Source organism: Mesorhizobium sp. Primo-A, from assembly GCF_003997175.1.
GTDB lineage: Bacteria > Pseudomonadota > Alphaproteobacteria > Rhizobiales > Rhizobiaceae > Mesorhizobium > Mesorhizobium ciceri.
In genome coordinates this window covers 54,993-67,205 of the sequence record NZ_RZTG01000005.1, presented here as the reverse complement: position 1 = coordinate 67,205, position 12,213 = coordinate 54,993, and the positions used below count along the sequence as shown (strand labels likewise).

General features: G+C 62.9%; 12 protein-coding genes. 5 read left to right on the top strand and 7 right to left on the bottom strand.

Annotated elements, in window-relative coordinates; genetic code table 11:
• Positions 1–46 precede the first annotated feature (46 nt).
• Entirely contained in the window at positions 47–316 is a 270-nt protein-coding gene (locus tag EOC83_RS10965) for a hypothetical protein (protein ID WP_127423385.1), read from the bottom strand.
• Here EOC83_RS10965 and parC point away from each other — a divergent pair.
• Positions 272–2,524 carry a DNA topoisomerase IV subunit A gene (gene parC, locus EOC83_RS10960; protein ID WP_127325936.1) on the top strand — a complete coding sequence of 751 codons (2,253 nt, stop codon included), beginning with the start codon at positions 272–274 and terminating at the stop codon, positions 2,522–2,524. The genes EOC83_RS10965 and parC overlap by 45 nt on opposite strands.
• 272 nt (positions 2,525–2,796) lie before the next feature.
• Complete coding sequence (locus EOC83_RS10955; RefSeq protein ID WP_063167755.1) at positions 2,797–4,011, top strand: AI-2E family transporter; 1,215 nt, start codon at positions 2,797–2,799, stop codon at positions 4,009–4,011.
• A gap of 35 nt (positions 4,012–4,046) precedes the next feature.
• Here EOC83_RS10955 and EOC83_RS10950 read toward each other — a convergent pair whose 3' ends face one another.
• The 3 genes from EOC83_RS10950 to EOC83_RS10940 all read right to left on the bottom strand — a co-directional run bounded on the left by EOC83_RS10950 (position 4,047) and on the right by EOC83_RS10940 (position 6,447).
• Complete coding sequence (locus EOC83_RS10950) at positions 4,047–4,943, bottom strand: DMT family transporter (RefSeq protein WP_063167756.1); 897 nt, start codon at positions 4,941–4,943, stop codon at positions 4,047–4,049.
• 128 nt (positions 4,944–5,071) lie between these two features.
• Positions 5,072–5,836 carry an arginyltransferase gene (locus EOC83_RS10945; protein ID WP_013532274.1) on the bottom strand — a complete coding sequence of 255 codons (765 nt, stop codon included), beginning with the start codon at positions 5,834–5,836 and terminating at the stop codon, positions 5,072–5,074.
• Between the two features lie 140 nt (positions 5,837–5,976).
• Positions 5,977–6,447: an RDD family protein gene (locus EOC83_RS10940; RefSeq protein WP_063167757.1), complete on the bottom strand. Its 471-nt coding sequence runs from the start codon at positions 6,445–6,447 to the stop codon at positions 5,977–5,979.
• Positions 6,448–6,650: 203 nt separating this feature from the next.
• Between EOC83_RS10940 and sthA the strand changes: the two genes are divergently transcribed.
• On the top strand, positions 6,651–8,039 hold the full coding sequence (gene sthA, locus EOC83_RS10935; RefSeq protein ID WP_063167758.1) for a Si-specific NAD(P)(+) transhydrogenase: 1,389 nt from the start codon (positions 6,651–6,653) through the stop codon (positions 8,037–8,039).
• A 26-nt stretch (positions 8,040–8,065) separates the two neighbouring features.
• Here sthA and EOC83_RS10930 read toward each other — a convergent pair whose 3' ends face one another.
• A complete protein-coding gene (locus EOC83_RS10930) occupies positions 8,066–8,734 on the bottom strand; it encodes an alpha/beta hydrolase (protein WP_063167759.1) in 669 nt (222 codons plus the stop codon).
• A 200-nt stretch (positions 8,735–8,934) separates the two neighbouring features.
• Between EOC83_RS10930 and EOC83_RS10925 the strand changes: the two genes are divergently transcribed.
• The gene (locus EOC83_RS10925) at positions 8,935–10,191 is read left to right on the top strand and encodes an OpgC family protein (protein WP_082826437.1); all 1,257 of its coding nucleotides are present in this window, start codon (positions 8,935–8,937) and stop codon (positions 10,189–10,191) included.
• Between the two features lie 2 nt (positions 10,192–10,193).
• On the opposite strand, the gene EOC83_RS10920 is transcribed toward EOC83_RS10925, so the two are convergent.
• The gene (locus EOC83_RS10920; RefSeq protein WP_063167760.1) at positions 10,194–11,273 is read right to left on the bottom strand and encodes a substrate-binding domain-containing protein; all 1,080 of its coding nucleotides are present in this window, start codon (positions 11,271–11,273) and stop codon (positions 10,194–10,196) included.
• A gap of 82 nt (positions 11,274–11,355) precedes the next feature.
• On the opposite strand from EOC83_RS10920, the gene EOC83_RS32775 reads away from it, so the two are divergent.
• Complete coding sequence (locus EOC83_RS32775) at positions 11,356–11,784, top strand: hypothetical protein (protein WP_164746092.1); 429 nt, start codon at positions 11,356–11,358, stop codon at positions 11,782–11,784.
• A 33-nt stretch (positions 11,785–11,817) separates the two neighbouring features.
• Here EOC83_RS32775 and EOC83_RS10905 read toward each other — a convergent pair whose 3' ends face one another.
• On the bottom strand, positions 11,818–12,192 hold the full coding sequence (locus tag EOC83_RS10905) for a DUF423 domain-containing protein (RefSeq protein WP_024504690.1): 375 nt from the start codon (positions 12,190–12,192) through the stop codon (positions 11,818–11,820).
• Between the last annotated feature and the right edge of the window lie 21 nt (positions 12,193–12,213).

Here is a 12,213-nt window from a genome sequence, read left to right as displayed (position 1 = left end):
TTCCGTGACGAACTGGACCGGAAAAAGGCGTGTCCCGGCACATTGGTCAAAAATCGCGGTGAAAGGCAAACCCGATCCCACCGTCTTTGCGCAAACCGGTGAATTTGTCATGAAGAGCCGATAGCCGGATATCGTCGCGCTTGGCGATAGAGCCCGCATGTAACAGGCTGATGTTGGCCGACATCCGCTGGGGTATGGTTTCATGTTGCAGAAAGGCCGGTATCTCCGTCGGGCTCTTGCCGCGAATCACCCGCTCGGCTAGTCCGAGCCCATGGGAAAAAGGCTTTTGCCGCCTGAAAATGGCGGTGGCGATCACATCGAGCCGGTCGATCTGAAGAAGGCGCTGGAAGAGCGCTATCTGGCCTATGCGCTGTCGACCATCATGCACCGGGCGCTGCCCGATGTGCGCGACGGACTGAAGCCGGTCCATCGCCGCATCATGCACGCCATGCGCCTGCTGCGGCTCAACCCCGATCAGGGCTTTGCCAAATGCGCCCGCATCGTCGGCGAGGTGATGGGCAAGTTCCACCCGCATGGCGACCAGTCGATCTATGACGCGCTGGTGCGGTTGGCGCAGGATTTCTCGATGCGTTATCCCCTGGTCGACGGGCAGGGCAATTTCGGTAACATCGACGGTGATAACGCCGCCGCCATGCGCTACACCGAAGCGCGCATGACCGATGTGGCGACCGAACTTTTGTCCGGCATCACCGAGGATGCCGTCGATTATCGGCCGACCTACAATGAAGAAGACGAGGAGCCGGTGGTTTTGCCCGGCGCCTTTCCCAACCTTTTGGCCAACGGCTCGTCCGGCATCGCGGTGGGCATGGCGACATCGATCCCGCCCCACAACGCCGCCGAGCTTTGCGATGCCGCACTTCACCTGATCGAAAACCGGGACGCGCCGGTGGCGAAGCTGATGGACTTTGTCCAGGGGCCGGATTTCCCGACCGGCGGCATCATCGTCGACAGCCGCGCCTCGATCCTCGAAGCCTACGAAACCGGTCGCGGTGGCTTTCGCGTGCGCTCGAAGTGGTTCCAGGAGGACCAGGGCAGGGGCACCTGGAGCATCGTTGTCACCGAAATCCCGTACGGCGTGCAGAAGGCGCGGCTGATCGAGAAGATCGCCGAGCTGCTGATGGCGCGCAAGCTGCCGCTGCTCGAGGACATCAGGGACGAAAGCGCCGAGGACGTCCGCGTCGTGCTGGTGCCGAAGAGCCGTTCGGTCGACCCCGGCATCCTGATGGAATCGCTGTTCAAGCTGACCGAGCTCGAAAGCCGCTTCCCGCTCAACATGAATGTGCTGTCGCGCGGCAAGGTGCCCAACGTGCTGTCGCTGAAGGGCGTGCTGCAGGAGTGGCTCGAGCACCGCCGCGAGGGTTTGGTCCGCCGCTCGAAACATCGCCTCGGCGAAATCGAAAGACGGTTGGAGATACTTGCCGGCTACCTGATCGCCTACCTCAACATCGACGAGGTGATCAGGATCATCCGCGAGGAGGATGAGCCAAAGCAGGTCATGATGGCCCGCTGGTCGCTCACCGACACCCAGGCCGAAGCCATCCTCAACATGCGGCTGCGCGCTCTGCGCAAGCTTGAAGAATTCGAGATCCGCAAGGAATTCGACGGCCTGAGCGCGGAGAAAAAGCAGATCGAGGCACTGCTTGCTTCAAACGAGAAGCAGTGGGCGACGATCAAGTGGGAAGTCACCAACATCCGCGACAAGTTCGGTCCGGAGACCGAGCTCGGCAAGCGCCGCACCCAGTTCGCCGACGCGCCCGAGCATGATCTGACCGACATCGCCCATGCCATGATCGAGCGCGAGCCGGTCACCGTCGTCGTCTCGGAAAAGGGCTGGCTGCGGGCGATGAAGGGGCATCTGGCCGATCTCTCGACGCTGACCTTCAAAGAGGGCGACAGCCTCAAGCTCGCCTTCCATGCGCAGACCACTGACAAGGTGCTGGTCTTCGCCACCGGGGGCAAGTTCTACACCATCGGCGCCGACCGGCTGCCTGGCGGGCGCGGCCATGGCGAGCCGATCCGCATCATCGTCGATATGGACAATGACCAGGACATCGTCACCGCCTTCGTTCACGATCCGAAGCGCAAGCTGCTGCTGGCCTCGCACGACGCCAACGGTTTTATCGTGCCGGAGGAGGAAGTCGTTGCCAACACCCGCAAGGGCAAGCAGGTGATGAACGTCAAGGCGCCGGACGAAGCCAAGCGCTGCATCCCGGTCACCGGCGACCATCTCGCCATCGTCGGCGAGAATCGCAAAATGCTGGTGTTCGCGCTCGCAGAGATTCCGGAGATGGGCCGCGGCAAGGGCGTGCGCCTGCAGAAATACAAGGATGGCGGCCTTCTCGATCTCAAGCCGTTCACGCTGGAGAGCGGCCTCTCCTGGCAGGATTCAGCCGACCGCACCTTCACAAGGTCGCGCGAGGAACTGGCTGAATGGATCGGCGCCCGTGCCTCGGCCGGACGCATGGTGCCGAAGGGATTCCCGAGGACGGGGAAATTTGGGTAGCGAGTGAAGCTGCCGATCCCCCCTCGTGGGGGAGATGCCCGGCAGGGAGAGGGGGGCGCTGTCCCGCCGACGGTCGAGTTCACAGATACTCGATTGGTTTGCGGCTCACGGTCCAAATCCAAGGCCGCGATCCTTCACACCCCCCTCTGTCCTGCCGGGCCTCCCCCACGAGGGGGGAGATTGGCAGCTTCACCATCTCATTTGGACTATCGTCACGATTGCTGCACTATATCAGTGCATAGACAGGAGGGGTGTTTGGGAGAGCCAGGCGTTTGAAGGAAGCAAGAATCCAGAAACCGGAACGGCAGCAGCGCCTCTTCGGCCTGTCGACGCCGCTCAGGGCAGCCGTCATCCCGCCGCTGTCGGCGGCACGCTGGCTGCTGGTGCTGATCGTTGCCGCCGGCGTCTATTTCTTCCACGGCTTCCTGTTTCCGGTGCTGGCGGCGCTCGTCATCGCTTTCGCCAGCTGGCCGCTCTACCGCCGCCTGCTTGTCGCGGTCGGCGGCAACCGCACCATCGCCGCGACCTTCGCCATCCTGTTCATCCTCGCCTTCCTGGTGATCCCGATCGCGCTCGCCGGCACCTATGCGATCAACGAGGTCCGCGAATGGGTCGCCTGGGCGATCGAGACCAACCGCCACGGCGCGGTGACGCCACACTGGATCGCCACCATGCCTGTCGTGGGCGAGTGGCTGAACGAACAGTGGACCACCAATTTCGGCCATCCCGGCGGCATTGGTGAGCTGATCCAGCTGGTCAGCGGCGCTAATATCGGCAGCATCTATCGCGGCGTGCTGGCCGCAGGCGGCAGTGCTTTCGGCCTGCTGTTGACGCTGCTGTTCATGATGATCGCGCTGTTCTTCGCCTATCGCGACGGCGAGCACTTTGCGGGCCAGGTCGACCGTCTCGGCGAGCGCATCCTGCCGACCAGATGGGAGCGGATTTCGCGCGTCGTGCCGGCGACGATCTCCTCGACCGTGACCGGCATGACCGTTATCGCCATCGGCGAAGGGCTGGTGCTGGGCATCGCCTACTGGCTGGCCGGCGTGCCGTCGCCGGTCACGCTTGGCGCCCTGACCGGCGTCATGGCGCTGATCCCCGGCGGCGCACCGCTGTCCTTCACGCTGGTCTCGATCTACCTCGCCGCCAGCGGCTCGCCGATGGCCGGGCTGGCACTGTTCCTCTGGGGTGCGGTCGAGCTGTTCATCGTCGACAAGACACTGCGTCCGAAGCTCGTCGGCGGGCCGATAAAACTGCCCTTCCTGCCGACCTTTTTCGGCCTGATCGGCGGCGTCAAGACTATGGGTTTCCTCGGCCTGTTCATCGGCCCGGTGCTTATGGCGCTGCTCGTGGCCATCTGGCGCGAATGGCTGCGCGAAGTGGAGCTGGCCGACGAGACGGCCGCCGATTCGGCGGCCGAAATCGAGTCCGGTCCGCAGATCGAGGTCCTGCCGGAATCCAATGCGGCGAAGAAAGCCAGCGCCTGATAACGACCGGCTTTGCGCCGTAAGCCGAATTGTCGCTAGACCGGGTGATGCACCGCGAAGTCGACCCGGCGCTTACGCCCTTCATGCAGCTGCCAGAGCGAGTGTGCGACGAGCGTGACGATCAGGATCCCGCCGCCGATCAGGCTGTTGCGGGTCGGTGCCTCGGCAAAGATCATCCACACCCAGACCGGCGCCAGCACCGTTTCGAGCAGGTAGAACATCGCCACTTCCGGTCCTGAAATGTATTTCGGCCCGGCGGCAAGGCAGAAGAACGAGATCGGCATGATGATGGCGCCGTTGAAGACGATCCACCATGGCGCGTTCACATGAAAGCCTTCGCCTGACACCATGAAGACCGCCAGCGCGAGCGGCAGAAGGACGCCGACGAGCGAGGTGAATCCCATGTCCTTGCCGCTGGCGCGCGAGATGGTGATGGCCACCGCGATGAAGAAGGCCGAGCACAGCGCCATGAAATCGCCGAACAGCTTGCCGGTGCCGACCGAGCCGCCGACGATGACCAGCACGCCGAGGATCATGATCGCCATCGCCGCGATGGTCACCAGCCGCGGCCTCTCGCGCAGGAATATCCAGGACAGCAACCCCGCAAAGACGGTGTTGAAGGCCAGGATGAACACCAGGTCGGCGGTCGAGGTGTGGTAGACGGCGGTGACGAAGGTGATCCCGGTCAGCCCGTAGCATATCGCCACGATCAGGCCGGACCAGCCGGGGATCAGCGGCGGGGCGTTTCGGCTGAGTGCCCGCCAGACCGACCAGATGACCATGGCCGCGACGAAAGTTGTGCCGGTGCGCAGCAGCATGATCGTCCATGCGCCACCGTCGGCGAGGCGGATCAACGGTATGTCGACAGTCAGCGTGAGCCCGCCGATGGCGGTTATCAAAAGACCTTTCTGGTGATCGTGATGAGAGGACATGCAGGAACTTTCGCAATGAAATGCAGGCTGGCGGCCGGCCGGTGCAATGGCGCACTCTCTCCAGCCAACCGGCTGAAAGACCAGCATCCCCTGCCTTGAAACAGTTTAAAGGCGGACCTTGGAAAAGCTCAGCGTGAAACCGCTTCGTTGGTGTAGCGCTCCCAGCCCTTGGGGCCGAGATGCTCCTGCGGCATGAAGCGCATCTTATAATTCATCTTGCGCGAGCCGTTGACCCAGTAGCCGAGATAGACATGGGGCAGGCCCATCGCCCTGGCGCGGGCGATGTGGTCGAGGATCATGAACGTGCCGAGCGACCGCTCCTCGAAATCGGGATTGAAGTAGGAGTAGACCATCGACAGGCCGTCGGCCATCTTGTCGGTGAGCGCCACCGCGATCAGCTCGCCCTGTCCCTTGCCGGTGATGAAGGTGTCAGGTCCGCGCCGCCGATATTCGATCACCTTGGTGTCGACATGGGTGTCCTCGACCATCATCGCATAGTCGAGCACCGTCATGTCGGACATGCCGCCACGGCGGTGGCGGGCGTCGAGATAGCTGCGGAACAGGGAATATTGTTCGGTCGAGGGCTCGGCATTGTGCATGTAGCCGACGAGATCGGAATTGTGCTGCAGCACGCGCTTCATGTTGCGGCTGGCGACGAATTCCTGGGCGAGGATGCGTACCGAAACGCAGGCGCGGCAGGTCTCGCAGGCCGGCCTGTAGGCGATGTTCTGCGAGCGCCGGAAGCCGCCTTGCGTCAACAGGTCGTTCATCTCCGCCGCCTTGTCGCCAACCAGGTGCGTGAACACCTTGCGCTCGAACTGGCCGTCGAGATAGGGGCACGGCGACGGCGCGGTCAGGAAGAACTGCGGCGACTGGGTCGGATGCTGCGTCATCGAGCCTTGGAAACACTCCTTCGAATCGCTCTACCTTTGGCGCGGATGGCGAAAAATTCAACAGGATTATGTGGGCGCGGTCGACTCGACGCCTTCACATTTGTGCTCAATCGGTAGCGACTGCTCTTCAGAGGGCCGTTTCAGCGGTCGGTGCGGCTGACGACCGTGCCAAGTAAAAGATCGTGCAAGGTGCGTTTGCGGTCGGAAAACAGCGTTACCAGCAGGACAAGCGGCGACAGGATGACATTGCCGGCCCAGAACAGCACCGAATGGACAACCGCAGTGAGGCCGTCGATCGGCCTGCCGTCGAGCCGGTCGAGCCGGATGCCCATCATCTTCATGCCCGTGGTGGCCTGATCGGTGCTGCCCAGCGTGTTCCAGATGTAGAGGATGGCCACAGTCGGCAACAGGATGCCGAACAGCATCCAGCCAAGCCCGAGGGTCAAGAGCCCGAGGAAGAACACCAGAATGGCAAACGGGATGGTGAGCAGCGCGACGATGACATAGTCGATCATGAAGGCGAAGATGCGCTTCGTGCGCACGCCGTCATAGGCCCTGACATCGTCGAGCCTGCTGGTGATGATTTCGCCGTCGAGAACGCGCGCGTTCATGTCATTTCCTCGTAACAGGGCCACGGCATAGGGTGCGGACCGCTCAGCCATGAAATGGTGAAGGCCTGTGGCGGAATCAAGATCGCGCTTCCAGCGGTGCTCCAGCTTCGATGGCGTCGGGCCCGATGTGAACTGGTTGAATTTGCGGCGCGGATAGCATTAGCTTGTTGCGGCGCAGCAGAGCGCACAGGGGACGGGGCAATATGGACTACGACATGCTGGTCATCGGCAGCGGCCCTTCCGGCCGCCGTGCCGCGGTGCAGTCGGCCAAGCTCGGCAAGTCCGTGCTGGTGGTCGACCGCGGCCGGCGTCTGGGCGGTGTCTCGGTGCATACCGGGACCATCCCATCGAAAACGCTGCGCGAAACGGTGCTCAATCTTTCGGGCTGGCGCGAGCGCGGCTTCTACGGGCGCGGCTACCGGGTCAAGCAGGATATCTCGGTCGGCGATCTGGTCGAGCGCCTGCACAAGACGCTCGACCATGAGGTCGAGGTGCTGCAGCACCAGTTCATGCGCAACACGGTCAAGAGCGCTCGCGCCGCGGTGAAATTCCTTGGCCCCAACAAGGTCAGCCTGACATCAGACACTGGCGATTACAGCGAGGTCGGTTTTACCAATGCGCTGATAGCGGTCGGCACCAGGCCGCACCGCCCGCGCGACGTGCCTTTCGACAAGACCCGCGTCTTCGACAGCGACGAGATGCTGGAGCTTGATCGCTTGCCGCGCACGCTGACCGTGATCGGCGCCGGCGTCATCGGCGTCGAATATGCGACGATCTTTTCCGCGCTCGACGTGCCGGTAACCTTGGTCGAGCCGCGCAACTCCATCCTCGATTTCGTCGACCGCGAGATCGTCGACGATTTCATCCACCAGATGCGCGATCGCGGCATGACCATCCGGCTGGGCAGCGCGGTGAAGGAGATCCGCTCCAAGCCGGACGCCGCCGAAGTGGAACTGGCCGATGGCCGCACCATCCGTTCCGAGGTTGTGCTCTACGCCGCCGGCCGCACCGGCAATGTCGGCAGCCTGGGCCTGGATGTCGTCGGCATCGACGCCGACTCCAGAGGGCGCATCAAGGTCGATCCGCAATCCTTCCAGACCAGCGTGCCCAACATCTATGCCGCCGGCGACGTCATCGGCTTTCCGAGCCTGGCCTCGACTTCGATGGAGCAGGGCAGGGTGGCCGCCTGCCATGCCTTTGGAGTGCCCTTGCCGCCGCCGCCGGAAACTTTCCCCTATGGCATCTATGCGGTGCCGGAAATCTCGACGGTCGGCCAGTCCGAAGAACAGGTGCGTGAGAGCGGTGCGGCCTACGAGGTCGGCGTGGCGCGTTTTCGCGAGACCTCGCGCGGCCACATCATGGGTGTCAACACCGGCTTCCTGAAGCTGCTGTTTTCGATCGAAACGCGCCGTCTGCTCGGCGCGCACATCATCGGCGAGGGCGCCACCGAGCTCATCCACATCGGCCAGGCGGTGATCAATCTCGGCGGCACCGTCGACTTCTTCGTCAACAACACCTTCAACTATCCAACGCTCGCCGAAGCCTACAAGATCGCTGGGCTGGATGCCTGGAACCGGATGGGAAGAGGGTAGGCCGGCTGGTCGTGGCGGCGAGCCTGTCAGCCTGCCTGCGCCACCGCCGCCGGTCCCGCCAGCCATTGCCTGACGATTGCCGCGTCGGCGCTGCCGAATTCATGACCTGATGAGACAATCCTGGCGTCGATCTCGGCGCCATGCCGACTGAGCAATGTCACCAGAGCAGGGGCGAAAGGCGCATAGGTGAGGTCGGCGGCGCCGGCGATCATCAGCACCCGCACCTTTGACAGCTCCGTCGCCGGCACATCATCGAGCACCGGCATCGGTCGCAGCAGCGCGGCGCGTTCGACAAGGCCCGGATGCAGCAGCATCAGGCTCGAAACCAGATTGGCGCCGTTCGAATAGCCGAGGAAAATTGTGCGCGAGAGGTCGAGATGATGGCGTGTGGCCGCGTCAGCGACGAAGCCCGCAAAGGCCTCGGTTTCGGTGCGGATGCTCGCCTGTTCGAAGCGCGTCGGCGTGATCCGCGCGAACCAGCGGAAACCATCCTCCTGGACAACGCGGCCACGCACCGCGACGAGCGTGGCACGCGGTGCGATCTCTCGCGCCAGCGGCACCAATGTCGTCTCGTCGACACCCGACCCATGCAGCAGGAAGAAGCAGTCGCCCGTTGAATCCGCCGCGCCGTAAAGCCGGTAGTGGAAGGCGAGATCACGCCGCAACGCACCATCTTGTGAGGTCTCGTCGATCATCGACCATCCTCTTGATTATATGACTTTTCGCTCAATTTGCCGGCTTCAAAACGCAATATTTTCAAGCCCCGCGAAAGTTGATTGAACCGGGCGCATTACAGTCCGTTTCTCCGCCGATAACATCCTTCGGGAGGAATCGAAGCGGTGCGCCGGGGGTCGCATTGCCGGTATGAACAACCAGCTTTGAGGCCTTTTTGTCGATGACCACCCAGATTTCCCCGGACCGCGATGCGCGTGTCCCAGACCGCGAGGCGCGTGTCCCGGACCGCGAGGCGCGTGTCCCGGACCGCACTGAGCGCGACACGCGCATCGATGTGATCCGTGCTCTCGCCTTGTTGACCATCTATGTCGACCATGTGCCGGGTACCGCCTTCGAGTATCTGACATACAAGAATTTCGGCTTTTCGGATGCGGCGGAGGTCTTCGTGCTGATCTCGGGAATCTCGGTCGCGCTCGCCTACGGCAAGAAATTCCAGCCTGGAAACCGGCTGCTGGCAACTTTGAAGATGTTGCGCCGCGCCGGTGTGCTTTATGCCACCCACATCGTCACCACCATGGTGGTGATGGCCATTTTCTGCGCTGCGGCAGTGTTTGCCAGGCGGCCGGAGCTTTTGACGATGATCAACATCGAGCCGTTGATCAAGAATACGCCGCAGGTGCTGATCGGCATCGTGACGCTCGGCCACCAACTTGGGTACAACAACATCCTGCCCGTCTATGCGGTGCTGCTCTTGCTGGCGCCGCTGTTCCTGCTCATTGTCAGCTATCGGCCGGTCCTGGCACTGGTGGCATCCGGCGCCCTGTGGCTGGTCGCGGGGATTTATCAGATTGCTCCGCCCAACTACCCCGAGCCCGGCTTCTGGTTTCTCAACCCGCTGTCGTGGCAGTTCCTTTTCAACATCGGCCTGGCGGGCACGCTGCATGTGCGTCGCGGCGGCACCATCCCGGTCAATCGCTGGCTGGTTGGGGCGGCCTTGGCCTACACCGTTGTGGCCCTGGTCTGGGTGCACAGCCCGCTCTGGGGGCATATCTCCTGGTTTGGCCTGCCTCCGGTGCTGACCGGTTTCGACAAGACGTTCCTGTCGCTGCCGAGGCTCCTGCATATACTCGCAGTGAGCTACCTGATCGTGGCATTCCCGGCGATCTCGAATCTGTTTCGCACCGGGCGCGATCATCCGCTTGCCATATTGGGCAAACGATCGCTGCCGGTTTTCATTGCCGGCACGGTGCTTGCAATGGCGGCGCAGGTGCTGAAGCTGATCAATCCGGGCGGATTTGCCTATGACAGCCTGTTGATATCGGCCGGCATCGTCATGCAGTTCGCGCTCGCCTACTATCTCGAATGGCTATCGGGCCTTGGCTGGTCCGCCAAAAGCAGGCCGGCTCACAGCGCCGCACCGCCCGTCCATGCTGCATCCTTCGCGATGCCGGGCATGGCGACAAGAATGGGCCGTTGAGCTCAGGTGGGCGAGGGGCCGGATGAGGCCCGCACCACGAGTTCGACCGGCAGCGATTGCCGGCTGAACGAACCATCATTTTCAAGGATCGCCTTGACGGCAAGGCGGCCCATCTCGGCGATCGGCTGGACGATCGTGGTCAGCGGCGGCTTGGAAACCGCCCCTTCCGGAACACCGTCGAAGCCGACGACAGAAACATCGCCCGGTACCGCAATGTCGTGCTGCCGCAGCCAGTCCAGCGCATGGAGCGCCATCCTGTCCGACATCGCCAGGATGGCTGTCGGCGCCTCGGCACCGGCGAAAATATGGTCGAGGCCGGCCCACACGCTCTTCTCGTCATTGACGGTCTCGTAGATCGGCACACGCGAGACGTCGATGTCGACGCGGGAGAGTTCCGCGAAATAGCCACGCAAGCGGTCCCGCGTAGCGGAATAGAGGGCCATTTCCACCTGCTCCCTTGTGGTAGGGCCGAAGCCTGCGTCGGCACAGGGCAGGGTAAGCACGGCAAAGCGGCGATGTCCGAGTTCGGTCAGGTGGCGGGCCGCCAGGCCGGCACCGGCGATGTTGTCGACGCCGATCGCCGCGACCGCATCGTCGTCGTCCGAATCGAGATCGAGCGCCACAAAGGGGAGCTTGCGTTCGCGCGCCAGTTGGACCAGCTTTGAGCCGCCATCGACACAGAAGACGATGAAGCCATCGACCAGCGCACTCTGGATGTTCCACGCGAGCTGCTCCCCATTGACGGCGGAGACCAGCGAAATCCCCGCACCGGTCGCGTCACAAGCCTGCGAGATGCTGGCCATCATCACCCGGGCAAAGGGATCGTCGAAGAAATAGGAGAGGGGTTCCGCGGTCGCGACACCGATGGCATTGACCTTGCCGGCGCGCAGCAGCCGGCCCTTGGGATCCGGTCCGCCATATCCCATGGCCTCGGCTGCCGCCTTGACCCGTTCACGGACCTCCTCGCGCACGATCTCCGGACGGGCGAAGACGTTGGACGCGGTGCCGTGCGACACGCCGGCTGCCTTGGCAATGTCCGCCAGCCGGACCGGTCTTGTCTTTGCAGAGATAAGTGGCGCCATCTTCGTCTCCTGAATTCTTCCCATTTAACACTTTCGTTGGATCGGTTCAAATTTTGGCTTGATCGTGGCTTCGATAGGGCCTATGTTTGAATCGATCCAAGGAAACGCCTGCTGGCAGAATTGGATCGATTCAACATCAAGTAGGGACTTGTGTCATGCATCCCGTCAATTTTCTGTTCGAAGACATTTACCGCAACGACTGGAGCATCTCGTCGAACACCGCGACGCAGAAGCGCCGCGGCAAAACCAGTCTATGGGTCCGCGAGTTGCGGTTCCTTGTGGAGCGCAAGCGGAGCTGATCGGGGTCGGTTTTTCGCACCTCTCGATTGGATCGATTCAGGCGCTGAAAGGAGCGCACATCATGCATCCCGTGAGCTATCTATTTGAAGACATCTATCGCAACTATTGGGGCATCGCGCCGGCTTCCGAACGGCCGGAGCGGCATCGGTTGGCCAAGCTGCGGCGGCGCAATCGCGAATTGCTTATCAAGCCCGAGCGCCGGCAGGATTAGCCGCCACGCTCGACGTTTGGTGCCGGCGGGCGTTCAGGACCGCACGCGCACCAGCGCCGAGGCAGCGATCGCCAGCCAGCCGGCAATGAGCAGCGTGCCGCCGATCGGCGCCGACAGCGGGAATAGCCGCGACCCGATGAAATCGCGGGCCAGCAGATCGCCGCAGAACAGCAGAAGCCCAACCAGCAGGATTAGGCTGCCGATGCGCAGGATCCGGTTCGCGCCAAGCAATCCGGCGGCAAGGAAGACCGGCGCATGCATCAGCAGGAACGATGCGGCGGTGCCAACGAAGGCGCCGCCGAGATGCGCTGCCGCGGCCGACAGCGCCACGCCGGCAGCACCGCAGAAGCCCCCGGCCAGGACGAGGATACGGCTGCTGTTGTCGGAAGGTCGTTCGGCTGTGCTCATGTTTGGGGCCCTGTGACGCCC

Coding starts and splice junctions, on each gene's coding strand:
- EOC83_RS10920 (WP_063167760.1), bottom strand. CDS start 11,273: ATGGCGCCACTTATCTCTGCAAAGACAAGACCGGTCCGGCTGGCGGAC.
- EOC83_RS10930 (WP_063167759.1), bottom strand. CDS start 8,734: ATGATCGACGAGACCTCACAAGATGGTGCGTTGCGGCGTGATCTCGCC.
- EOC83_RS32775 (WP_164746092.1), top strand. CDS start 11,356: ATGTTTGAATCGATCCAAGGAAACGCCTGCTGGCAGAATTGGATCGAT.
- EOC83_RS10945 (WP_013532274.1), bottom strand. CDS start 5,836: ATGACGCAGCATCCGACCCAGTCGCCGCAGTTCTTCCTGACCGCGCCG.
- EOC83_RS10905 (WP_024504690.1), bottom strand. CDS start 12,192: ATGAGCACAGCCGAACGACCTTCCGACAACAGCAGCCGTATCCTCGTC.
- EOC83_RS10940 (WP_063167757.1), bottom strand. CDS start 6,447: ATGAACGCGCGCGTTCTCGACGGCGAAATCATCACCAGCAGGCTCGAC.
- parC (WP_127325936.1), top strand. CDS start 272: ATGGGAAAAAGGCTTTTGCCGCCTGAAAATGGCGGTGGCGATCACATC.
- sthA (WP_063167758.1), top strand. CDS start 6,651: ATGGACTACGACATGCTGGTCATCGGCAGCGGCCCTTCCGGCCGCCGT.
- EOC83_RS10925 (WP_082826437.1), top strand. CDS start 8,935: ATGACCACCCAGATTTCCCCGGACCGCGATGCGCGTGTCCCAGACCGC.
- EOC83_RS10950 (WP_063167756.1), bottom strand. CDS start 4,943: ATGTCCTCTCATCACGATCACCAGAAAGGTCTTTTGATAACCGCCATC.